The organism is Cellulophaga omnivescoria (genome assembly GCF_027915275.1).
In the GTDB taxonomy this organism is placed as follows: Bacteria; Bacteroidota; Bacteroidia; order Flavobacteriales; family Flavobacteriaceae; genus Cellulophaga; species Cellulophaga omnivescoria.
This window is the reverse complement of record NZ_CP115819.1, coordinates 2,660,148-2,684,153: the sequence shown is the minus strand read 5'-3', so window position 1 is coordinate 2,684,153 and position 24,006 is coordinate 2,660,148. Positions and strand designations below refer to the sequence as shown.

26 protein-coding genes are annotated in these 24,006 nt (G+C 31.9%); 9 read left to right on the top strand and 17 right to left on the bottom strand.

Annotated elements, in window-relative coordinates:
- Positions 1-9: 9 nt before the first annotated feature.
- Genes rplI through rpsF form a run of 3 tightly spaced genes read right to left on the bottom strand, consistent with a single transcriptional unit; the run spans position 10 to position 1,116 of the window.
- Positions 10-462: a 50S ribosomal protein L9 gene (gene rplI / locus PBN93_RS12030; RefSeq protein WP_077404084.1), complete on the bottom strand. Its 453-nt coding sequence runs from the start codon at positions 460-462 to the stop codon at positions 10-12.
- 13 nt (positions 463-475) lie between these two features.
- Positions 476-775 (bottom strand): 30S ribosomal protein S18, encoded by a 300-nt coding sequence (gene rpsR / locus PBN93_RS12025; protein ID WP_170854752.1) that lies wholly within the window; start codon positions 773-775, stop codon positions 476-478.
- A 2-nt stretch (positions 776-777) separates the two neighbouring features.
- The gene (gene rpsF / locus PBN93_RS12020; RefSeq protein ID WP_013619894.1) at positions 778-1,116 is read right to left on the bottom strand and encodes a 30S ribosomal protein S6; all 339 of its coding nucleotides are present in this window, start codon (positions 1,114-1,116) and stop codon (positions 778-780) included.
- A 251-nt stretch (positions 1,117-1,367) separates the two neighbouring features.
- Between rpsF and PBN93_RS12015 the strand changes: the two genes are divergently transcribed.
- A complete protein-coding gene (locus PBN93_RS12015; RefSeq protein WP_077404087.1) occupies positions 1,368-2,060 on the top strand; it encodes a LytR/AlgR family response regulator transcription factor in 693 nt (230 codons plus the stop codon).
- A 55-nt stretch (positions 2,061-2,115) separates the two neighbouring features.
- Here the strand turns inward: PBN93_RS12015 and priA are convergent, their stop codons facing one another.
- Genes priA through nadC form a run of 4 tightly spaced genes read right to left on the bottom strand, consistent with a single transcriptional unit; the run spans position 2,116 to position 6,851 of the window.
- Positions 2,116-4,572 (bottom strand): replication restart helicase PriA, encoded by a 2,457-nt coding sequence (priA, locus tag PBN93_RS12010; protein WP_271080754.1) that lies wholly within the window; start codon positions 4,570-4,572, stop codon positions 2,116-2,118.
- Positions 4,573-4,580: 8 nt separating this feature from the next.
- Positions 4,581-5,021 (bottom strand): DUF2147 domain-containing protein, encoded by a 441-nt coding sequence (locus PBN93_RS12005; protein ID WP_077404092.1) that lies wholly within the window; start codon positions 5,019-5,021, stop codon positions 4,581-4,583.
- Positions 5,008-5,994 carry a YihY/virulence factor BrkB family protein gene (locus PBN93_RS12000; protein ID WP_077404095.1) on the bottom strand — a complete coding sequence of 329 codons (987 nt, stop codon included), beginning with the start codon at positions 5,992-5,994 and terminating at the stop codon, positions 5,008-5,010. Before PBN93_RS12000 ends, PBN93_RS12005 begins: the two co-directional genes overlap by 14 nt.
- On the bottom strand, positions 5,994-6,851 hold the full coding sequence (nadC, locus tag PBN93_RS11995) for a carboxylating nicotinate-nucleotide diphosphorylase (RefSeq protein WP_077404098.1): 858 nt from the start codon (positions 6,849-6,851) through the stop codon (positions 5,994-5,996). Before nadC ends, PBN93_RS12000 begins: the two co-directional genes overlap by 1 nt.
- Positions 6,852-6,976: 125 nt before the next feature.
- Here nadC and rlmH point away from each other — a divergent pair, with 125 nt between their 5' ends.
- Together rlmH and PBN93_RS11985 are read left to right on the top strand one after the other, a co-directional pair.
- A complete protein-coding gene (gene rlmH / locus PBN93_RS11990) occupies positions 6,977-7,450 on the top strand; it encodes a 23S rRNA (pseudouridine(1915)-N(3))-methyltransferase RlmH (RefSeq protein WP_077404101.1) in 474 nt (157 codons plus the stop codon).
- Positions 7,451-7,613: 163 nt separating this feature from the next.
- Positions 7,614-8,621 carry a PDZ domain-containing protein gene (locus PBN93_RS11985; protein WP_271080753.1) on the top strand — a complete coding sequence of 336 codons (1,008 nt, stop codon included), beginning with the start codon at positions 7,614-7,616 and terminating at the stop codon, positions 8,619-8,621.
- Positions 8,622-8,686: 65 nt separating this feature from the next.
- On the opposite strand, the gene serA is transcribed toward PBN93_RS11985, so the two are convergent.
- Together serA and PBN93_RS11975 are read right to left on the bottom strand one after the other, a co-directional pair.
- A complete protein-coding gene (serA, locus tag PBN93_RS11980; RefSeq protein ID WP_077406512.1) occupies positions 8,687-10,579 on the bottom strand; it encodes a phosphoglycerate dehydrogenase in 1,893 nt (630 codons plus the stop codon).
- Positions 10,580-10,727: 148 nt separating this feature from the next.
- The gene (locus tag PBN93_RS11975; protein ID WP_271080752.1) at positions 10,728-11,180 is read right to left on the bottom strand and encodes a methyltransferase family protein; all 453 of its coding nucleotides are present in this window, start codon (positions 11,178-11,180) and stop codon (positions 10,728-10,730) included.
- 94 nt (positions 11,181-11,274) lie between these two features.
- Here PBN93_RS11975 and PBN93_RS11970 point away from each other — a divergent pair, with 94 nt between their 5' ends.
- The 6 genes from PBN93_RS11970 to PBN93_RS11945 all read left to right on the top strand — a co-directional run bounded on the left by PBN93_RS11970 (position 11,275) and on the right by PBN93_RS11945 (position 16,172).
- Positions 11,275-11,859: a non-canonical purine NTP diphosphatase gene (locus tag PBN93_RS11970; RefSeq protein ID WP_077406506.1), complete on the top strand. Its 585-nt coding sequence runs from the start codon at positions 11,275-11,277 to the stop codon at positions 11,857-11,859.
- On the top strand, positions 11,852-12,481 hold the full coding sequence (locus PBN93_RS11965; protein ID WP_077406504.1) for a DUF4337 domain-containing protein: 630 nt from the start codon (positions 11,852-11,854) through the stop codon (positions 12,479-12,481). The genes PBN93_RS11970 and PBN93_RS11965 overlap by 8 nt, the downstream gene beginning before the upstream one ends.
- Before the next feature lie 156 nt (positions 12,482-12,637).
- Positions 12,638-14,443, top strand: coding sequence for a DEAD/DEAH box helicase (locus tag PBN93_RS11960; RefSeq protein WP_077406501.1), 1,806 nt, complete (start codon positions 12,638-12,640; stop codon positions 14,441-14,443).
- A gap of 158 nt (positions 14,444-14,601) precedes the next feature.
- Positions 14,602-15,381, top strand: a complete 780-nt coding sequence (locus PBN93_RS11955; RefSeq protein WP_271080751.1) for a carboxypeptidase-like regulatory domain-containing protein — start codon at positions 14,602-14,604, stop codon at positions 15,379-15,381.
- Positions 15,382-15,426: 45 nt separating this feature from the next.
- Positions 15,427-15,780: a hypothetical protein gene (locus PBN93_RS11950; RefSeq protein ID WP_271080750.1), complete on the top strand. Its 354-nt coding sequence runs from the start codon at positions 15,427-15,429 to the stop codon at positions 15,778-15,780.
- Positions 15,781-15,794: 14 nt separating this feature from the next.
- Positions 15,795-16,172: a PH domain-containing protein gene (locus PBN93_RS11945; protein ID WP_013619910.1), complete on the top strand. Its 378-nt coding sequence runs from the start codon at positions 15,795-15,797 to the stop codon at positions 16,170-16,172.
- Between the two features lie 72 nt (positions 16,173-16,244).
- Here PBN93_RS11945 and PBN93_RS11940 read toward each other — a convergent pair whose 3' ends face one another.
- The 8 genes from PBN93_RS11940 to mnmD all read right to left on the bottom strand — a co-directional run bounded on the left by PBN93_RS11940 (position 16,245) and on the right by mnmD (position 24,003).
- Positions 16,245-17,408, bottom strand: coding sequence for a sigma-54-dependent transcriptional regulator (locus PBN93_RS11940; protein WP_013619911.1), 1,164 nt, complete (start codon positions 17,406-17,408; stop codon positions 16,245-16,247).
- A gap of 9 nt (positions 17,409-17,417) precedes the next feature.
- A complete protein-coding gene (locus PBN93_RS11935; protein WP_077406492.1) occupies positions 17,418-18,284 on the bottom strand; it encodes a DUF6268 family outer membrane beta-barrel protein in 867 nt (288 codons plus the stop codon).
- A 34-nt stretch (positions 18,285-18,318) separates the two neighbouring features.
- Positions 18,319-19,164, bottom strand: coding sequence for a mechanosensitive ion channel family protein (locus PBN93_RS11930; RefSeq protein ID WP_077406489.1), 846 nt, complete (start codon positions 19,162-19,164; stop codon positions 18,319-18,321).
- A 1-nt stretch (position 19,165) separates the two neighbouring features.
- The gene (locus PBN93_RS11925; RefSeq protein WP_271080749.1) at positions 19,166-20,503 is read right to left on the bottom strand and encodes an ABC transporter permease; all 1,338 of its coding nucleotides are present in this window, start codon (positions 20,501-20,503) and stop codon (positions 19,166-19,168) included.
- Positions 20,503-21,432 (bottom strand): ABC transporter ATP-binding protein, encoded by a 930-nt coding sequence (locus tag PBN93_RS11920; RefSeq protein WP_271080748.1) that lies wholly within the window; start codon positions 21,430-21,432, stop codon positions 20,503-20,505. Before PBN93_RS11920 ends, PBN93_RS11925 begins: the two co-directional genes overlap by 1 nt.
- A gap of 119 nt (positions 21,433-21,551) precedes the next feature.
- Entirely contained in the window at positions 21,552-22,673 is a 1,122-nt protein-coding gene (dnaJ, locus tag PBN93_RS11915; protein ID WP_271080747.1) for a molecular chaperone DnaJ, read from the bottom strand.
- A gap of 9 nt (positions 22,674-22,682) precedes the next feature.
- Positions 22,683-23,243, bottom strand: coding sequence for a nucleotide exchange factor GrpE (locus PBN93_RS11910; RefSeq protein WP_271080746.1), 561 nt, complete (start codon positions 23,241-23,243; stop codon positions 22,683-22,685).
- 97 nt (positions 23,244-23,340) lie between these two features.
- Positions 23,341-24,003 (bottom strand): tRNA (5-methylaminomethyl-2-thiouridine)(34)-methyltransferase MnmD, encoded by a 663-nt coding sequence (gene mnmD / locus PBN93_RS11905; protein WP_271080745.1) that lies wholly within the window; start codon positions 24,001-24,003, stop codon positions 23,341-23,343.
- Positions 24,004-24,006 lie beyond the last annotated feature (3 nt).

Sequence of the window (24,006 nt, the reverse complement as noted above, 5' to 3'; positions counted from 1 at the left end):
ATTAACTATTTATTTAGCTTCAGCTACAACTTCAAAAGGAAATTCTACAATTACCTCTCTGTGTAGTCTAATCTGAGCATTGTAAGGCCCAGTTCTTTTAACAGAACCACCTTTAATAGAAATATATTTTTTGTCTATTGATTGACCTGCTTTTTCTATAGCTGCGGCTAAATCTATATTAGAAATAGAACCAAATAATTTAGTTCCAACACCAACTTTAGCAGGTATTTTAATTTCTAATTGCTTTAATGCTTCAGCAGTTTTATTAGCTTCATCAACAATTTTCTTTTCTTTATGAGCTCTTTGCTTTAAGTTTTCTGCTAAAACCTTCTTTGCAGATGGTGTAGCAAGAGCAGCTAATCCTTGAGGAATAAGAAAGTTTCTTCCGTAGCCGTTTTTAACTTCTACTACGTCATCCTTAAAACCTAAATTCTGTACGTCTTGTTTTAATATAAGTTCCATTGTTTAGCTTTTTTTATTTTAATAAATCGCCAACATATGGCATTAATGCTAAATGACGCGCTCTTTTAACAGCAACAGCCACTTTTCTTTGATATTTTAATGAAGTTCCAGTAAGTCTTCTTGGAAGTAATTTACCTTGCTCATTAACTAACTTAATTAAGAAATCTGGATCTTTGTAATCTACATACTTAATACCAGATTTTTTAAATCTACAGTATTTTTTCTGTTTGTTAGTCTCAATGTTTAACGGAGTTAAATATCTAATTTCTCCGTCTTTTTTTCCTTTTGCTTGTTGTTCAATAGCTGACATAATCCTTAAGCTTTAGTTTTTAATTTTGTTCTTCTTCTCTCTGCCCAAGAAATAGCGTGCTTGTCTAGCTTTACAGTTAAGAAACGCATAACACGTTCATCTCTTCTAAATTCTAGCTCGTAACCATTGATTACATCACCAGGTGCAGTAAATTCAAACAAATGGTAAAAACCACTTTTTTTGTGTTGAATAGGATAGGCCAATTTTTTAAGTCCCCAATTTTCTTTGGCAACCATTTTGGAACCTTTTTTAATTAAGAAATCTTCAAATTTCTTAACTGTTTCCTCTATCTGTACATCAGATAGAACGGGATTCAGAATGAAAACAGTTTCGTAATGATTCATATTATATATATTTTTTTCAGTCCGCAAAAGTAATTATTTTTTTCTATTCTCACAAGAAAAGCTAGAAATCTTCGTTCTATATAAAAATAGTTATTAACAAACCCCAATTTTCTAACCAAACCCAAATGAAATCCATAACTCGTTAAATGCTAATTACACAACAGATTAATGCATGTTCACATCTTTTCTTGCAATTCATCTGACAATTTTAGTACTTTAGCTGAGATTTAACCCCACAAATCAACTTATTTATGAAACTAAGATGTATAATTGTAGATGATTCTTCTATGCAACGTATGGCCGTGGCAAAGTTGGTTAACAATCATCCAAACCTAGCAATGGTGGCTGAGTACAGCAATGCTATTGAAGCCAAGAACGGACTTAAGAACAACGAAGTTGATCTTATTTTCCTAGACGTAGAAATGCCAATCATTAACGGATTTGACTTATTAGAGTCTCTAGAAAATCCGCCACAAGTTATACTTATAACTGGTAAACCTGATTACGCATTAAAAGCTTTTGATTATGACGTAACAGATTATTTACACAAACCAATTACAATGAGTAGGTTTGATGCCTCTGTTAAAAGAGCTGTTGCTAAGTATGAGCAAATGCACAGAGTACAAGAAGATGAAGAACATATTTTTGTAAAAAGTAATCTTAAAAAACGTAAGGTTATTTTAAATGATATTAAATGGATAGAAGCCTTAGGTGATTATATTAAACTTGTTACAGACGAGGCCAATATTGTAATTTTATCTACAATGAAATCTTTTGAAAAGCAGTTGCCTGAAGATAAGTTTTTAAGAATACATAAATCTTACATAGTTAACTTAGAAAAGGTTGAAAAATTTAATAGCAAAAACGTAGAAGTTGATGGAAGACAAATACCTTTAAGTAGAAATAAAAAAACGGAGCTTGCTGAAGCGCTAAGCAACGTTTAAAAATTATACATTATAAAAAAGCCGACTATTAAGTCGGCTTTTTTTTGCTATTTTTTTAAATATAATCTACATTATAAATTACCCTTACACCTTTAAATTGACCAATTGCATTAAAAGATTTTTCAATTTTTTTTATGTAATCTTTTGTTTTACCTAAAGGCTGCTCTTTTTTTATTTTTAAAACAACATTTTTTAAATACAAGTTTCTTATTCTGGCCACCGCAGGGAATTCTGGTCCCAAGACATCATCTTTAAAAGCTACGCGCAAGGATTTTGCAAACCAAGCAGAAGCATCTTCCACCTTACCATAATCTCTGTGTTTAAATGTTATTTTTAATATCCTATGCAAAGGCGGATACTTAAAAAACCTACGTTCATTAATTTGGTCTGTGTACATTGCCTCATAATCATTAGTAGATACTTGTTGCAATATTTGATGATAAGGGTTGTACGTTTGTATTAATACCTTACCTCTTTTTTGAGCCCTACCTGCCCTACCAGAAACTTGCGCTAATAGTTGATAACTACGTTCATGTGCTCTAAAATCTGGAAAATTTAATAGGTTATCTGCATTCATAATACCTACCAAACTTACATTACCAAAATCTAATCCTTTAGTTAGCATTTGAGTACCCACTAAAACATCTAACTCGTGTTTTTCAAAAGAAGTAATTATTTTCTCGTACGCATGTTTACCCCTAGTTGTATCTAAATCCATACGGCCAATTCGCAGGTTTGGCATTAGCTCTTGCAGTTCTTGCTCTACCTGCTCTGTACCAAAACCCTTGGTATTTAAGGTAGACATACCACAAGCCAAACAACTTTTTTGTAAAGCCATGTGATAACTACAGTAATGACAACGCATTTGTTTTTTGTATTGATGATAGGTTAAACTTACATCACAATTTGGGCATTGTGGTGAGTGGCCACAAGTTGTACATTCTACTATTGGTGCATACCCTCTGCGGTTTTGAAACAAAATTACTTGTTCTTTCTCTTGTACTGCTTCTGTAATACCGCGTAATAACCGTTCTGAAAAATGACCTTTCATACGTTTTTTACGCGTTAGCTCTTTTATATCTACCAACTCTACTTCTGGCATTAGTACATTACCATACCTACGCGTTATTTGTGCATAGCCATATTTTTTCTGCTTAACATTGTAATACGTTTCTATACTTGGCGTAGCAGAACCTAAAAGAATATTGCAATTACTAAAATTTGCTAAAACAATTGCGCTATCTCTGGCGTGGTACCTTGGTGCCGGATCGTACTGCTTAAAAGACGCCTCATGCTCTTCATCTACAATTATTAACCCTAGGTTAGAAAACGGTAAAAACAACGCTGACCTTGCACCTATTACAATTTGAGCCTTAGACTTGTTTGCTAAAACATTGTTCCAAACCTCAACCCTTTCATTTACTGTATACTTAGAATGAAAAACAGCAACATATTCACCAAAGTAGTTTTGTAGCCTTGCAATTAATTGTGTTGTTAACGCTATTTCTGGTAATAAATACAATGCCTGTTGCCCTTTAGCCAAGTAATCTGCTATTAATTGCACGTATACCTCTGTTTTACCCGAAGAAGTAACGCCATGTAATAAGGTAACCTTATTTTCTTTAAAACTAGATTTAATTGCCTGTAAAGCATTAGCCTGGTACTGATTGAGCTCTTTTAGTTGTTTTGTTTTTTTTGTAGAATCAAAAACAACCCTATCTGTTCGTACAAAAAACTCTTCTAAAATTTCTTTATCTATTAAAGCCTTAATTATAGCTGAGGAAGATTTGCTTTTTTCCTCTAACTCTTTTACTGTTATTTTTTTATGATTAGTTCCTTGTAATTGAAATAATGATAAAATTACATTACTTTGTTTTGGTGCTCTAGAGAGCGAGTCTAACAAAGCACTTAATTCTTCTTCGGTTTGGTACTTTGGTCCCAACTTAACATACCTTACCAGTTTGGGCTTGTATTGTTGGTAAACTTCTTCCTTAGTTAAAATTACATTTTTATCTAACAGACGTTTTAAAATAGGTAGCACGTTTTTTTTATCTACTATAGCTGCAATTTCTTGCACCTTTAACATAGACTGGCGCTCTAATGCTTCAAACACTAAAAACTCTTCATCTGTTAGTGTATTTTCATCTACGGTAGTCTCAGAATTTTTTAATATTAAAGTTTCACTCTCCAATAAAAAGGCACCCGGAACTGCGCTCCTAAAAACTTCACCTATAGAACACATATAGTATTTAGCTACCCAAGACCAATGTTTAATTTGTAACTCTGTAACTATGGGCTCATCATCTAGTATTTGATGAATATCTTTGGCCTCATATAAAGTTGGTGCTGTACCGTGTATTTCTGCAACTAATGCTGTATGTATTTTAGATTTGCCAAAGGGTACGGCAACGCGCATACCCACTTTTAAAAAATTGGCTTCTGCCCTTGTTACACTATACGTAAATAGTTTTTCTAAGGGAATTGGTAATATTACATTTATAAAATGCTGCATAAAGTAGGTTACTCCTTAACACGTATCCAAGTTTGAGTTCTGTAAATAAATGCTAAGTAACCACGAACTTTTAACTTATCTGGATCTTCTGGATCTAACCAAATTTTACATCTAAAAGTCATTGCTTGTTCTGGATCAAAAAGATGTTTTCCTTTGTATTCGTTTTTGTCTGTTTTTTCTGCATTTTTAATAATATGCAAGCCTAAAATTGGAGCATTTTTTAAATCGCCCTCACATTTTTCACAAACGGCATCTCTACGTTTTGGATCTACAATCTTAATTATTTTCCCATACATTTTGCCGTTTTTCTCATAAACGTCAATTATAGCTTTTTCTTTTCCGTTTCTATCATCAATAGTTTTCCACTTTCCAAAAACAGATTGTGCTACACTTATATTAGCGATAAAAAATAAGATTGCAATGGTAAATAGTGTTTTATTCTTCTTCATTTTGTATAATTTTTTTCTTTAATGAATTTAATGTTGCATTTAGCTCAAACCCTAATAAAAGGATGTTGGCATTTAACCAAATATAAACCATCAGAATTAATAATCCGCCTAAAGCACCATACAATTCATTGTACCTTGCAAATTTATCTACGTAAACTCCAAACAAGTAAGAAGTTAGCACAAATAAAATTGTTGTCATTAATGAGCCTGATGAAAAAAACTTTGTTTTTTTACCTTCTGCCGTACCAAAATAGTACAAAATTGAAATTGATAGGTAAGACAAAAATGTAAAATAAACTATTTTAGCTATCTCGGTAGTCCAAATATCTGTCTCTTCTAATCCTGTGCCAAAATAAACCTGTGTGGTGTCTGATATATTTTCTATCACATAAATCTCAAAATACATATACACAATAGCACTAACTATTATTAATATAGACAGCAATAAACCTACCATTAAAGCATACAAATATTGTCTTATAAAATGACGATTTAAACTTATATGGTAAGAATTCTCAAAACCACTAAAAATAGCATTAACACCGTTTGCTATTAAAAATATAGACAAAACAAATGTAGATGATAATAAACCTCCACGCTTTTGACTCATTATTTCATCGTAAATCTGATCAAAAAAATAATCGTTTATAGCATTTGGTAATACATACTCTAAGTATGCAATAAACTCTGTATTTAAGTTAGTATCTGGGTTACCAGAATCTACATAAGGTATTAAAAACGGTATTAGTGTTACCAAAAATATTAATAATGGGAACAATGCCATAAACAAACTAAATGCAATGGCACTGGCTCGTGTAGATAAGGTTCCTTTTAAAATTCCATTAAGGTAAAGCTCTAATAAATCATACAAAGACAAACCTACAAAGGCTGGCAAAGTAACTTTTTTTAATAGTGCTACTATCCAGTTTATTACTGGTATTTTTGCTAGTTTTTCTTCAATTTCTACCGACATTAAACTGCTTTAAGGCTTAAATCCATATTATAAACAGAGTGTGTAAGTGCGCCAGAAGAAATATAATTTACACCGCATTCTGCATATTCTCTAATAGTATTTTCATTAATACCACCACTAGATTCTGTTAAACATTTGTCTCCAATTAATGCAACAGCAGTTTTTGTATCCTGGTAATTAAAATTATCTATAAGGATACGGTACACACCATCTGTCTTTAAAATTTCTTTAATTTCATCAAGATTTCTAGCTTCAACTATAATTTTTAAGTCTCTGCCTGTTTCTTTTAAGTATTCTTTTGTTTTTTCTATGGCTTTGGTTACACCACCTGCAAAATCTATATGGTTATCTTTTAGCATAATCATATCATACAAAGCAAACCTGTGGTTTTCTCCTCCACCTATCTTTACAGCCCATTTTTCTGCTGCACGCAAACCTGGTGTAGTTTTACGAGTATCTAATATCTTAGTATTTGTACCTTCTAATAATTTTACAAAAAAGTTTGTTTTAGTAGCAATAGCACTCATACGCTGCATAGCGTTTAACACCAATCGTTCTGCTTTTAAAATACTTTGTGAGCTGCCCGTTACATAAAAAACAATATCTCCGTGTTTTACAGTTTCACCATCATTAATAAGTGTTTCTACCTGTAAACCTTTGTCTACATATGCAAAAACTTGTTTAGCAAATTCTACACCTGCAATAATACCATTGTCTTTAACCAGTAATTTTGCTTTACCAGTTGCTGTTGCAGGTATACAAGCCAAAGAACTATGGTCGCCATCTCCTACGTCTTCACGTATTGCATTACTAATAATTAGGTCTATTTCTTTCTGAAACTGCTCTTCTGAAATCATTAATTTGTTTTTGTTTTGTGCTAATTTACTAAATTGTTTTATTAAACTTTAACTGTTTTTTTGATTATCTACATAATGCAGTTGTTATCTAATAATTTTTTAAAAATTGACATTATATTTGTGGTATGACTATTAAGCTACTAGCCATTGGCAAAACCGATAATAAAAATTTACAAGCTTTAATTGCTGAATATGAAAAGCGATTAGGGCATTATATTAAGTTTAATTTAGACATTATACCAGATATAAAAAATGTAAAAAACCTATCTGAAGCACAACAAAAAGAAAAGGAAGGCGAGCTTATTTTAAAAAAGTTGAGCCCTACAGACGTGCTTGTACTTTTAGATGAAAACGGAAAACAATTTACTTCTGTAGATTTTTCTGATTACTTACAAAAGAAAATGAATGCAGGAATTAAACAATTGGTTTTTGTTATTGGAGGTCCTTATGGTTTTAGTGATGCAATTTACGCTACTGCTAAAGGAAAAATTAGTCTTTCTAAAATGACATTCTCTCACCAAATGGTACGTTTGTTTGTGGTTGAACAAATTTACAGAGGGTTTACTATTCTACGTAACGAGCCTTATCATCATCGGTAAAATTAGCTTTAACTAATATTTGAAAACAAAACTCCTTTACATACTATTATTTAGTTTTTCTACCTCTTTATTTTCTCAAAATATAGTACATACACTTCCTTTTAAATTAGTTAAAAACAGAATATTTATAAAAGGTAAAATAAATAACAACCCTTGTTATTTTATGTACGACACCGGATCTAGTGGTTTTAATATTGATTATCTGTTTGCTAAAAAAAACAACATAAATTTAATTAAAAAAGATGTATTAGTCTCTCTAGGAGATACATTTAATTACTATTTAAAAAAAGAAGATAACATAAGAAGTGTATTAGTTAACGAGTACGATTTTAATGCTTTTCATAAAGCAACCATTAACCTAGACTTTTTTAGACAATTTAATGTAAAAGTTGATTACCATAAAAAGCAAATAACATTAAGCAATAATGAAGAGCAGATTTTAGAACAAAGTAATAGTATCCTATTATTAAAAAACAAAGACAATTTATACCTGTACGGGTTTTATGAAATTTACGGTACAGTTACAATTGGTGACACAGTTATACCTGGCTACTTTATGGTAGATACAGGAAATGGCAGATATGTTACGCTGTTAAACTACCCAAACAATAATTTAAACGAATTGAAAAAAAGTATTAGAGACAATTTTAGTTATGTTGACGTAAGTATGCCAACAGCACATACTTCTGGTTTAAACAATACACTTATAACCAATAAAACTAAAGTACTAATTGGGAATAAAACGTACAATGGTGTGCTAGTAGATATTGCAAATACAACACTAAACAATTTTCCTAACAACAAGTTTATTGGTTTTATAGGAGGCGGAATGCTAAAACACTTTACCATTTACAGTAACCAGAACAAGCTAATACTAGAACAATCTAGAGATAAAGTTAAGGTAGCGCCTGAGTTAATTACTGATGGCTTTAAAATTATAAAAAGAGGTGAAAAAGCATTTGTGAGCACCACTTTTATCAATAAAACTACTACCGCAAAAGTTTCTTTAAATGATCAGATATTAGAAATAAATAACACTCCTGTTAAAGATTTGAGCAACACAGAAATAGAACAACTAAAAACAAAACTAGGGAATGTTATTACTTATAAATTAAAAAAGAAAAAGAACATATTTTTTATAAAAACTAAGGTTAAAAATTTTTTAGAATAAGATGTAATAAAAAAGACCGCACTTTTTAGTGCAGCCTTTTATATTTACTTGTAACTTATAAACTACTAATAAAGAACTCTAAATTTAATAGTGTTTTCCACCTTTTTTAAAGCCTTAATAACCTCTTTGTTATACTTTTTATCTAGGTCTGTAATTACATATCCAACTTCACTATCTGTAGATAAGTACTGACCGGTAATATTCATTTCATACTCTGCTAAAACCTTATTTATTTTAGCCATTATACCCGGTACGTTTTTGTGTATGTGTAAAAAACGATGTGCATTAGTTTGCCTTGGCAAGCGTATACTAGGGAAATTTACTGCATCTACGGTATTACCAGAGTTAATATACTCCATAATTTTATTAGGTACAAAATCTGCAATATCTCTTTGCGCTTCTTCTGTACTACCACCAACATGCGGTGTTAATATTACGTTATCTAACCCTTGCAACTCAGTAAAAAACTCACCATTACTACGTGGCTCTTCTGGGTAAACATCTACTGCTGCCCCACCAATTTTACCACTTTTTAATGCTACTACTAATGCTTGTATATCTACTACAAAACCACGAGATAAATTAATAAGCATAGCACCATTTTTCATTTGGTTAATTTCACGCTCACCAATAAAGTTCTTGTTTGCTTTATTATCATCAATATGTAATGTTACCACATCAGACACATTAAGTAAATCTTCTAAAGTATTACATTTTGTAGCATTACCAAGCGCTAATTGGTCATTAACATCATAATAATACACACGCATACCAATAGCTTCTGCTAAAACAGATAATTGTTTACCTATATTACCATAACCAACAATTCCTAAGTTTTTACCACGTACTTCTCTAGAGTTAACTGCTGTTTTATTCCATTGCCCGCTGTGAATTTCCTGACTCCTAGGAAATACATTACGCATTAAGGTAATAATTTCTCCAATAGCCAACTCTACAACAGAACGTGTATTGCTATAAGGCGCATTAAATACAACTACACCTCTTTTTTTAGCACTCTCTAGATCTATTTGCGTAGTACCAATACAAAATGCACCAACTACTAAAAGTTTATCTGCTGCCTCTAATACTTTTTTGGTTACTTGTGTTTTAGAACGAATACCTAAAACGTGTACTCCTTTTAATTTTTCTATTAATTCATCTTCCGGTAGACTGTGTTTTACAAGTTCTACAGAAAAACCGTCTTCAGATAAATTATGAAATGCTGCCGGATGCACATTTTCTAGCAACAATATTTTTATTCTGTTTTTTGGGTATGATATTTTTCGTGGCAAATCATTTACAAACAAAAACTCATCCATATTTGGTGTAACGTGATCTGCATTTGTTGTAGCTTTATCTCTACTTACATTTTCTGTATATGCAAAAAACTTATCTGCAATTCCAGCTTCACGCATTACATAATCACTATACCCATCTCCTATTACTTGTACCTCACCATCTAGGTCTAAGTTTTTAAGACACTCTATTTTACCGTTGTGAGATGCCAAAACATTAGCCTCATCAAAACCAATAATATTACCATCCGCATCAAACTTAAACGTATTTGCATATACTTTATTAGATGGTATGTTGTATTCTTCAACTATAGGATCTATAAACTCTTTAAATCCGCAAGAAATAACATAAATATCATCAGAATAGTTATGAAAAAATTCTTTATTAGTCTCAATAGACTTAGATATTTTATCTCTAAGTTCTGCTACCAATTGTGTTAAATGGCTTTTATGCGCATTAAGTAGTTTTATGCGTTTTTCTAAGGACTCTGTAAAGGAGATATCGCCATCTATTCCTAGGTTGGTAATTTCTTGTATTTCTTTAATAATTTCTTCTTTGTTAGCATTACCTTGTAATGTAATTTCAGCTAAAACATCTAAAGCTTCAACTCTGGTTAGCGTGCTATCAAAATCAAAAACATATTTTCTCCCTTGGTCTACCATTTTTAAAAAATTTAAGTAGTAAAAGTAAAAAATATTAGTGTGATAGTTGCTAAGTGAAAAGTAAAATTAAAGCAAAAAAGGCGTATCATCACATATGCTATAAAAATTGTTTTTTAAGCCCCTTTAAATTAAGAATATGATAATAAAATTAAAACCAACGACGCACTTTTTTTGTGTAAGATGTGTATTCTTTACCAAATTTTTGGGTTAGCATTTTTTCTTCTGGCAATATTTGGTAAGCGTTCATATAAGATACAAATGCAGCTGCTAAAAGCATATTAAAAGCATTACTTAAAAATAAACCCCAAGCAATTAATAACAAAAGCATTGCTAAATACATTGGGTTTCTGGTAAATTTGTATATACCAGTAGTTACTAATGTATTTGTCTTCTCTAAATTTTTAGGATCTACAGTAGTTTTGGCTTTAAAAAATTTATATGTTGATGCCGCTAAAACCAAAAGCATAACCACTAACAAACCTTTTAAAAGCATTGTTCTTCCAAAAAAGTCAAAAATACCAAAAGGTAAAAATCTTGCTAAAACGTACATAAACAAACCAAAAATAAAAACAACTACTACTGGCGGAAGCTTTAAAGACATATTAAATATTTAAGAAAATAAAATTACTACTTTTGCAATTGGTTTTTAAAAAATTTAATGTAAAATTTTACAAAAACACTCCTAATTACAAATAATGAAAATAGTATTTGCCACACATAACGCTAATAAATTTAAAGAGGTACAAGCCTTAGTTCCTAAAAACATTACACTTGTTTCTTTAACAGACATTGGTTGTTTTGATGATATACCAGAAACAGCAGATACTATAGAAGGCAATGCTATACAAAAGGCAAATTATGTTACAGAAAAGTACAACTTACCTTGTTTTTCTGATGATACTGGTTTGCTTGTAAATGCTTTAAATGGTGAACCCGGAATTTATGCTGCTCGTTACGCCGGAGAACAAAAAAGTGCAGAAGACAATATGGCAAAACTTTTACAAAAGTTAGGAGACAACCCAAACAGAGAAGCACATTTTAAAACAGTTATAGCTCTGCAAATTAATGGTGAGCAACATATTTTTACTGGTATCGTAAATGGTTCTATTACACAAAGTAAACAGGGCACAGATGGTTTTGGATACGATCCTATTTTTACTCCCGAAGGTTACAACAAAACATTTGCACAATTACCGCTAGAAACAAAAAACAAAATTAGCCACAGAGCAAAGGCTACAATACAGCTAATTACTTTTTTAAAACAATACAATTATGGCTAAGCAAACAGTAGAAGTTTCTGTAGCATCTGAACGTGCCGAGGCATATGGTGGTGTACTTATTGCTTTTTTTGCCGCACTTATGGCAATTTCTCAGTTAGTAAACGGAGAATTAGAAGAAGAAATGATGATTGCACACAACAAATTGGTTAATTATTCTAGTTGGTATCAGTCTAAAAGCATAAAAGAAAGTTTAAAAGAAAGTGAATTAGACAACCTAGAAGCTCTTTTGTACACTAATGCCGTTGCTGAAGAAAAAAGAGATTTTGTGTACAGTAAAATAGAAAAAACCAAAGCACAAATAAAAAAGTACAAGGCAGAAAAACACGAAATTTTAATTGGTTCTAAAAACATTGAAAAAAAAGATTGGACTCAAGACTTAGATGGCAAAATGGGCGTAATTACTGGCATTAACGAGTGGAAAGTACTAGCACAAAAATATGATATAGCTACCCGTAAGTTTGATTTTGGAGTTCTTTTTTTTCAAATAAGTATTGTTTTAGGTGCCGTTTGCATAATAATTTATGACAATCCTACATTGCAAAAATCACTAGTTGCTTTAATGATTATTTTTGGGGTAATTGGTGTTATTTTATCTATTTACGGCTATAGTCTTGCTCCTTAAATATAACTATTACTTATGTTGTATGGTTATTCAAAATATTTAAAGTACTTTTGCAGCTTATTAAAAAACGCCGCTGGTATAGCATGTGTTACTCTGAGTTATAATATGATAAACGCTCTATGTAACATACATATTTGCGATTAAGAATAACATATTATGACAAAATTTGAAGCATTAGGGCTAGATAAGTCCCTACTTGATGCTATTGTAGATCTTGGATTTGAATCTCCATCAGAAGTACAAGAAAAAGCAATTCCAATCCTTTTAAACCAAGAAACAGACCTTGTAGCATTAGCACAAACTGGTACAGGTAAAACAGCTGCTTTTGGTTTTCCGTTAATTCAGAAAATTGATACAAGTAGCAGAACTACTCAAGGATTAATACTATCTCCTACACGTGAACTCTGTTTACAAATTACTAATGAACTAAAAGCGTATTCTAAATACGAAAAAGGTCTTAACGTTGTTGCAATTTACGGTGGTGCTAGTATTACAGAGCAAGCAAACCAAATTAGAAGAGGAGCACAAATAGTTGTTGCTACTCCTGGTAGAATAAAAGATATGATTAGCCGTGGTATGGTTAACATATCTAAGTTAGATTACTGTGTATTAGATGAAGCGGATGAAATGTTAAATATGGGCTTCTATGAAGACATAAAAGACATTTTATCTAACACTCCAGATGAAAAATTTACGTGGTTATTCTCTGCAACAATGCCAAGAGAAGTATCTACAATTGCTAAAAAATTCATGCACAACCCACAAGAAATTACTGTGGGATCTAAAAATGCAGGTGCAACTACCGTACAACATGAGTATTATGTTGTTGGTGGTAGAGATAGATACCCTGCATTAAAAAGATTAGCAGATACCAATCCTGATATTTTCTCTGTTGTTTTTTGTAGAACCAAAAGGGACACGCAAAGGGTTGCCGAAAAATTAATTGAAGACGGTTACAATGCCGGTGCTTTACACGGAGATTTAAGTCAAAACCAAAGAGATTTGGTAATGAGCGCTTTTCGTAAAAAACAAATACAAATGCTTGTTGCTACAGATGTAGCCGCACGTGGTATAGATGTAGATGACATTACACACGTAATAAACTACCAATTACCAGATGAAATTGAAACCTATACACACCGTAGTGGGCGTACTGGTAGAGCAGGAAAATCTGGTGTATCTATGGTAATTGTTACTCGTAGTGAACTACGTAAAATAAAAGCTTTAGAGAAAAAATTACAAACAGAATTTTTATCAAAAAAGATTCCTACAGGGATGGAAATTTGTGAAATTCAGTTATACCATTTAGCAAACAAAATAAAAAATACAGAAATTAATGAAGAAGTAGAAAACTACTTACCTGCAATTAATGATGTATTAGAGGGTGTAGACAGAGAGGAACTAATTAAAAAAATAGTTTCTGTAGAGTTTACTCGTTTCTTTGACTATTACAACAAAACTAAGGACCTTAACACGTCGGACCGAGGAGAAAGAGGTGAGCGTGAAGGTCGTAGCAGAGACAAAGCAGAAATACCTACTAGTGGTTCTGTGCGTTACTTTATTAATGTTGGTGAGCGCGATGATTATGATTGGATGACATTGAAAGATTTCTTAAGAGATACTGTTGGTCTTGGTAAAGAAGATGTGTTTAAAGTAGATGTTAAGGAAAGTTTCTCTTTCTTTAATACAGATGCAGAACACACAGAAAAAGTCCTAGCCACATTTACAGAGTTTAAAGTAGATGGCAGATTTGTTAACGTAGAAATTTCTAACAACCCTGGAGGTGGCGGTGGTCGCGGAAGAGGTGGTAGAGGTCGCGGAGACAGAGGCCGTTCTTCATCTTCTCGAGGAAGAGATAATAGAGGTGGCGGTGACAGAGGTCGTTCTCGCAATAAAGACAGTAGAGGAAGCCGCGATAGTGGCGGAAGCTATGGTAACAAAAGAAGTAAAAGAAGATACTAAGCTTTTAAGTTAATAGAATATTAAAAATACGCTTCGGCGTATTTTTTTTTGTTTATTTACCACCTCTAATCAAAAATTTAACCCATATTCCGCACCTAAAGAGATAAACTTTAATATCTTAGAGTTTTTAGTAGAAGATAAACGACACCACTTTTTTTATGAATAAATACATCCTACTTGTTTTTAGCTTAATTACATTCTGTGGATTTTCACAGGAAAAAAAAACAAAAGAAAAAGAAAATGAGTTTACTGCAACCATTATAAATGCGCAAACTGATGAACCGATGCCTAGTGTACACATTGTAAACCTTAACCAAGTAAAAGGTACAATTACAGACCAAAAAGGTAAGTTTACAATACCTGCAGTTGCCAATGACACACTTTACTTAACATACCTTGGTTTTAAATCTCAAAAAATTAAGGTTACTAATGATATGCTTAAGTTTAAAGACACTAAAATTACCTTAACAGAACTTGCTTTTGCCTTAGAAGAAGTTGTTGTAAAACCATACCAGTTAACAGGCTTTTTAGAAATAGATGCTAAAAACGTTAGTTTAAACGATTCTTACCAATATGCAATCTCTGGACTAAATACAGGTTATGAAGCCGGTAACAAAAACCCAAGTGCTGTTACAAAAGTACTTGGCGCTATCTTAAATCCGGCAGATTTACTCCGTAATTTATTTGGTAAAAAACCTGCACAAATGCGCAAACTTCGACAAATAAAAGAAGATGACCGTATTAGAGATTTACTAGCTGCAAAGTTTGACAGAGAAACACTAACAGAATTACTACAACTAGAAAAAGTAGATATTGAAGATATATTAAACAACTGTAACTACTCTAAGTCCTTTATACAAACAGCTAACGATTTGCAAATATTAGATGCAATTAGCGGTTGCTATGAAGAATACAAGGTTTTAAACAGAAAAAAATAACAGTACAATTACCTACTGCTTACATTACACACCTTAACACTAACTATGACAAAATTAGAATTTTTACAGAAGAATGTTTTTACAGATCTTCAAAACTTAAATACAGGATTTGATGCTGATGACAACTTTTACTTTTCTGAGCTAGATTTTGCAATGGTTTTAGAACGTATTGAATACTTTGGTATTGGCATACACGCTATTAAACCATATATAAATGAAGAATTTGGCACTACTAAAACCAATGAAGATTACAGAAAAAAAGCAACAGATGCTAAATGGTATAAAAGAGCTTATTTTGATTTAAAAAAGGCTACACCAAAAATGATATATAATGCAGATTATAAAGTATCAGCCAAGTTGCTAAACAAAGAAGAAAACAATACCACTCAAGAAAATTAATATTAACAACTATAATGGGATTATTTAATAAAATACTTGGTAACGCAAGTGAAGTATCTGTAGAAAAATTAAATGAAAAATACGGAAGACTTCTAACAGATAATGAACAAGTAGAACTAGGATTTAAATTATTTAGAGATACGTTTATGTTTACCAATAAGCGTTTAATATTAATAGATGTACAAGGTTTAACTGGCAACAAAGCAGAGTACAGGTCTATGCCATACAAAAGCATCTCTAGATTCTCTTTAGAGACAGCAGGTACTTTTGACTTGGATGCTGAATTGAAAATCTGGATTTCTAGCGAAAACCTTCCATCTGTTAGTAAAAAGTTTAACAAAAGTATAGATGTTTACGAAGTACAAAAATATTTGGCAAGCAAAGTAATGTAACAACTTTACAGCCTATTAAAAAAGCCTATATTTTAAAAAATATAGGCTTTTTTGTTTTTAGTAAACTACGTATTATTTACTTGCAAATAGTTTTACATCTTCTTCTGTAACTTCTTGTCCGCCTAAAATAATTAATCGTTCTACAACATTGCGTAGCTCTCTAATGTTTCCTGTCCAGTCATAACTTTTTAACAATGAAACTGCTTTATCAGAAAATACTTTTTTAGCCGTTCCTTGCTCTTTACTTATTTTATCTGCAAAATATGTTATTAACAAAGGAATATCTTCTCTTCTATCATTTAACGCTGGGACTTTTATAAGTATAACTGCAAGTCTATGGTATAAATCTTCTCTAAAATTACCTTCTGCTATTTCCTTTTTTAGATCTTTATTTGTAGCTGCCACTACCCTAACATCAACCTTTATATCTTTATCTGTACCAACTCTAGATATTTTACTTTCTTGTAAAGCACGTAACACTTTTGCCTGCGCAGACAAACTCATATCACCTATTTCATCTAAAAAAATAGTTCCTTTATTTGCTGCTTCAAATTTACCAGCTCTATCTTTAACTGCAGATGTAAATGCTCCTTTAACGTGACCAAAAAGTTCACTTTCTATTAATTCAGATGGTATTGCTGCACAGTTCACCTCTATAAATGGTGCTTTACTACGCGGGCTTTTTTCATGTAACCAATGAGCTACCAACTCCTTACCCGTACCATTAGATCCTGTAATTAAAACACGTGCATCTGTAGGAGCTACTTTTTCTATCATATCTTTTATTAAAGATATGCCTTCGCTTTCTCCTATCATTTGGTAGTTTTTACTAACTTTTTTCTTAAGTTTAGTATTTTCTACAACCAAATTTTTACGATCTAATGCATTACGTACTGTTGTTAGCAACCTATTTAAGTCTGGTGGTTTAGATATATAATCAAAAGCACCTAAACGCATTGTGTTTACTGCAGTATCTAAATCTCCGTGACCAGAAATCATTATAAATGCCAATTCTGGTTTTAATTTACGCGCAGCTTCTAATACCTCTACACCATCCATTTTTGGCATTTTAATATCACACAAAACTAAATCGTAATCGTTTTTTTTAATGGCATCTATACCTTTTAAACCGTCTTCTGCCTCTTCAACATTATAAGTATCGCTTTCTTCTGATAAAATTTTTACCAAAACCCTGCGTATTGCAGCTTCATCTTCTATTACTAATATTTTTGACATATACGTGTTTTAAAAAATTCCTATTTTAAATCCTGTTTTAAAATATACATTTCCATCGTCATATAACGAATATACGCTTTTTCTTTCTTCATCTCTTAACAAACCTCTTTGTGATAAAGTATGGCCCGCTAATGCATAAAAAGATATATTTTTATTAATGTTATACTGGTAGCCAAAAGCACCTACTATTACAGACAAAGATAAGCCGGAGCCTAAGTCGTTATCAGGTAAAGCAATATCATTTTGTACATTTACAAAATAACCATCCAATAATAATGCCGCTTTAAATGTGTGGTGTTCTTTTAAGTGATATTTAAACTCCATTCTAGGCACACCAACCATATACGACCAGTTTGGATGAAATTTTTTGTAGTAACTTATAATAGGTAAAGGAACATCAAAACCAGTAGCATTGTTGTATGACAACCCTAATATTAACCTTGTAGGTTTTTCTTTTTTCATATCTGCCTTAATAGTTAAAACAGAATAATTTAAATTAAAATCTTCTTTTTGCACACCATTAATAAAGTTAGATGCTAACCTTGGTGTTACCAAACCTACAAAAGTCCATTTATCATTAAGTATATGCGCATACCCTAAATTAAGATCTACAATTCTTAATTTTTCTAATTCCTTATCATCAAACTCATAAATACTATCGTTTGCAAAATCTATAATACCATATTCTGCACCAGCAACTAAATAATTTTTTTCATTTAGCTTTATAGGAAGATTTGCCAAAAACCGAAATCTAGAAATACTTCTTGAAGATTTTTTTTTGGGCAAAGTAGTGTATTCTAACCTTACAATATCTGAGCTTTGTGACCAGACCAGCTGCACTATTAGAAAAAAACAAACTCCTAAAAGTTTTTTCATACGTAAACAAGTATATGCGTAATTCTTAACTAAATTATTTACTAATAATATGTATATCTCTTTGTGGAAAAGGGATAGATATATTGTTTTTTCTGAAAGCAGCGTCTATTAAAAAACGTAAATCGCTTTTTATTCTTGGATCTCCATAACTATCATTTGTATAATAATTTACAGAAAACATTAAGGCTGAATCTCCAAAATCTTCAAACAACACAAAGGGCTTAGGATTTTTTAAAATTCCGTTTTTTTTATCTATAATTTCTAATAACAATTTAGATACCAACTCTACATCACTACCATAAGCAACACCAACTTTAACATTTTCTCTTGTTGTTTTATGGTTTTGTGTATAATTATAAATACTGTCTGTTAAAAACTTATGGTTTGGAATAACAATAACTTTATCATCTCTGGTTAACGCTCTTGTTGTTCTTAACCTGGTTTCAAAAACTCTACCCACCTTACCTTCTACTTCTATAATATCTCCAATATGTAGAGACTGATCTAGAATAATTAATATACCAGATATTATATCCTGAAAAAGGTATTGCAATGCAAAACCTAAACCAACAAATAAAGCGGCAGACGCTGTAAGTAAAACTGTTAAATCTACTCCAGAAGAATGCAAAACAGTTATTACAGCTAGGATATACAAAAAGTACTTTAAAAAACTAAATATGCTTAAAAACTTATTTTTATCATCTTGCGGTAATTTAGCAACAACAATTTTATGTACTAGTTTTAAAATATAAGTAACTGCTAAAATAACCACAACAATAGTAACCAACGTACTTACCGTAATAACTACCTTATCACCATCTACCAACTTATAAGACATAAAGTCTTTTAAATATTTAAGTATATTTTTTAATTCTTCCATCTTAATACTTTAACCACTTATATAAGTCTTTATAGCTCGGCTTTTTACCATACATTAATATACCAATTCTATAAATTTTTGCTGCTAACCAAACTATAGACAAAAATGTTACTAATAACAAAGCTATAGAAACAACTAATTGCCATACAGGTACACCACCTTCTCCTATACCAGAAGACAAACGCATTAGCATTACAATTGGAGATGTTAACGGAAATAATGAAAAACCTACTGCCACAGGACCGTGAGGATTACTAAACACCGATATAAAGCCAACATAAATTGCCAACATTAGCGGAGATATAACTGGTAACATAAATTGCTGAGTATCTGTCTCATTATCTACAGCTGCACCAATTGCCGCGTAAATAGAACTATAAATTAAATACCCTAATATAAAGTATACTAAGAAAAAACTAAATAAAGATACCCAAGGAATTTGAACAAACATTTCTGCAAATTTCTGCACGTTATCCTCCATACCACTACTGGCCACCTGTATAGCCTGTGCTTGTGGTAGATTAGCACCACCGTTTTGTAAAGCAGTAACGTCCAAATCAAAAATTAAAAAAACAACCAAAAACAACAAAGAACCAGATAGCACCCAAATAGTAAACTGAGTTACACCTGCTAAAGAGGTTCCTATTATTTTACCCATCATTAACTGAAAAGGTTTTACAGATGATATTATTACCTCTATTACCCTACTTGTTTTTTCTTCTATTACACTACGCATTACAAAACTACCGTAGATTATAATAAACATCATTATTAAATAACCAAAACCACCACCAATTATGGCGTTAAGCTCATTTAACCCTTTTAAGTTTTCTTTACCTTGAAAAGTAGCCGTGTGTATAGAAAAGTTTTTACTAATAGCACTATATTGCTCTGGCGAAACTCCTAAATGTTCTAATCTTTTTTGTTTAAGACGGTATTGAAAAATATCTTCTAAATCATCTAAAAAACCATCTGTAGGAGACTCTTTAGAAAAAAAGTACGATGCGTTTGCCACTTCCTCTAAACTATTTCCGTTTGGTATAAATACCAAACCATAATGCCCAAGTTGCTCTGTAGAATCTTTTGCTTGCTCTAAACTTATGTTTTTAAAACGTATTACAGAGGTACTTTCTGTACTATTAAAATCTTCTTTAAAAAAGCTACTTTCGTTTAAAACTGTAATTACTTTTTTATCACTATCATTAAGCATAGCTAAATACAACACCAAAGCAACCATACCTACCATTAAAATAGGACTTAAAAAAGTCATTATTATAAACGACTTATTTTTTACCTTAGCTAAATACTCTCTTTTTATAATTAAGCCTAATTTCCCCACTATTTTGTTTTGCTTTTTACGGTTTGTATAAAGATATCATTTGCAGACGGTATAGTTTCTACAAAGTGGTTTACTTTTCCTTTTTCTGACAAATACCCAAGTAATGCACCAGTATCATTAGATCTAAGCTGAATTTTAAAATCTAGTTGCTCATCTTCTTTATTGTAAGATGGCGTCCAAATTTTATGTTTTTCTTCCAATTTCTGTAAAACATCATTCTTTTCGGATACTTGCAGACCTACATTAAAAATATTGTTTTTATATTGTTTTTTAATGTCTGATAATTTACCGTCTAATATTTTTTCTGACTGATGAATAAGCGCAATATACTCGCATAATTCCTCTACAGACTCCATACGGTGAGTAGAAAATATAATAGAAGCTCCTTCTTCCTTTAAATGAAGAATTTCATCTTTAATAATATTGGCATTAATAGGATCAAAACCACTAAATGGCTCATCAAAAATTAATAATTTTGGTTGATGAAGTACTGTTACTACAAATTGTATTTTTTGGGCCATACCTTTAGATAACTCCTGTACTTTTTTATTCCACCAGTCTCCAATATCTAGCCTATCAAACCAATATTTAAGTCGTTTTGTAGCTTCTTTTTTAGATAAGCCTTTTAACTGTGCTAAATACAAAGCTTGCTCACCAACCTTCATACTTTTATACAATCCTCTTTCCTCTGGCAAATACCCAATAGTAGCAATATGCTCTGGCTGTAAAGGTTCTCCATCAAAAAAAACAGTGCCAGTATCTGGATAAGTAATTTGATTTATTATACGTATTAGCGTAGTTTTTCCTGCGCCGTTTGGTCCTAGCAGACCATATATACAATTCTTAGGAATTTCTAAGGAAACATTGTTTAGGGCTGTATGGTCTCCAAATTTTTTAGAAACACCTTTTGCCGCCAAAATAGTATTCATTTTCACAATTTTTTCAAAGATAGATAAATGGTAGCATATAAAAATAAAACCCACCCTTATTTACATAAGGATGGGAAAAAAAATGAGCAGTGACAAGCACTGCTCAATACTTATATTTTTTAAGAGAACATATCTTTAACTTTTTCAAAAAAAGATTTGTCAGATTTTTCTGGATGAGGAACAAAGTTATCATTATCTCTCATACGCTCAAAAAACTCTCTTTGCTCTTTGTTTAATTCTTTTGGTGTCCAAACATTTACGTGTACTAAAAGGTCTCCACTTCCATAACCATTTAAGCTAGTAATACCTTTACCTCTTAAACGTAGTATTTTACCAGATTGTATACCTTCTTCTAGTTTAATACGTACTTTACCACCAACAGCATCTATCTCTTTAGAAGTACCTAAAACTGCTTCAGAAATACTAATGTATAAATCGTAATGCAAGTTATCACCTTCTCTTTTTAAGGTACTATGCTCTTCAGTTTCAATAAGTACTATTAAATCTCCGTTAACGCCGTTACCTGGAGCACTATTACCTTTACCAGGTACTTTTAACTGCATCCCATCTTCTACACCACCAGGTATTTTTATAGATACCGTTTCTTCTTTAGCAATTAAACCTTGTGCATCTGCACCAGCTGGTTTTTTATCTATAATCTGGCCACTACCACCACAAGTACTACAAGTAGCAGAAGTTTGCATTCTTCCTAAAATGGTATTTGCAATTTTAGTAACCTGCCCAGAGCCATTACAAGTAGTACAAGTGTTGTATGTTACACCATCTGCTTGTACTTTACGTTTAACTTTTACCTTTTTTTCTACGCCATTAGCAACTTCATCTAAAGTTAACTTAACTCTAATTCGTAAATTAGAACCTTTAACTCTACGCTGGCCGCCTCCGCCAAAACCGCCAAAGCCACCACTAAAGCCGCCTCCGCCAAAAATATCTCCAAACTGACTAAAGATATCATCCATATTCATACCGCCGAAGCCGCCACCGCCACCGCCAGCACCACCTTCAAAGGCAGCGTGACCGTATTGATCATATCTTGCTTTTTTATCAGGATCACTTAATATCTCATATGCTTCTGCAGCTTTTTTAAACATCTCCTCTGCTTTAGAATCACCTGGGTTTTTATCTGGATGAAATTCTATAGCTTTTTTACGGTATGCCTTTTTTATTTCTGCTGCAGTTGCATTTTTAGCAATGCCTAATATGCTGTAAAAATCTTCTTTCATTTTTTATTTTTAGTTCCCAACAACAACTTTTGGGTGACGAATAATTTTATCTCCTAACGTAAATCCTTTTTCTATTACGTCTATAATTTTCCCTTTTAACTTTTCATCTGGAGCTGGTATTTGTGTAATAGCCTCGTGTACGTCTGCATTAAATGCATCACCTTGTACAACTTCTATTTCTAACAATCCTTTACCTTTTAAAGTCTCTTTAAATTTATTTTGTATAAGCTCTACACCGGTAACCAACTCTTTATCCTCTGACTTAGAAATTTCTTTCATAGCACGGTCAAAATCATCCATAACAGGAAGCATAGATACTATAACCTCTTGACCCGCTGTTTTAAACAAGTCCATACGTTCTTTAGATGTTCTTTTTTTATAGTTTTCAAACTCAGCAAACAAACGTAAAAACTTATCTTTTTCTTTAGCTAAGTCTTGTTGCAATTGTTCTTCTATAGACAACTCTACCGTTTCTTCTTCAGTAGTTTCTGTATTTTCCTTAACTTCTTCAGCAGCTTTATTCATTTTTTCTTCTTGTGCTACTTCTTCAGCTTTATCTTTTTTACTCATTATATGCTAATGTTTAATATCTTGAAAATTAAGATGGCAAAAGTACTGCCATTTCTTTAAAAATGTCAAAATGTCACTAAACTTTATTAAAAAAATACTATAATTTACTTGCTCTAAGCATTTCTCTTTTTCCTGGAGGTCCCGGCAGTCGCTCTACCTTAAAACCAACTGCCAACATTGCACGCCTTACGCTACCTTTTGCTGCATATGTTACTAGCACTCCGTTTGTTTTTAATGCATTGTACATTATAGCAAAAACGTCTTCTGTCCAAAGTTCTGGTTGCACTCTTGCTCCAAAGGCATCAAAATAAATGAGGTTATAAGCTTCTTTATCAGTTATATCTAAAAAGTTCTGCTCCCTTTTTAGTAAATTAAAATACGGCAATACTTCTTCATTAACTTCCCAATTTGCTTTATGCATTTTAGTAAATACATCTTCAAAATCTTTAGCTTTTAACTGCTCTACGTAATTTAACTGCGATACCTCTTCTAATGCTACCGGATAAGCCTCTACCCCTGTGTAATTTATATTTAAATTGCTTTTTGGTGCCTCAATTGCCGTAATTATAGCATTCAGTCCAGTTCCAAAACCAATTTCTAAAATAGAAATAGGCTCATCTTTAAATAAAGATAAGCCGTGTTTTATAAATACATGATAAGCTTCTTGTACTGCTCCGTGCTTGGAGTGGTATTGCTCATTCCATTCTTCTATTTGTATGGTTTTAGAACCATCACCTGTTGTAATTATTTTTCGTTTCAAATA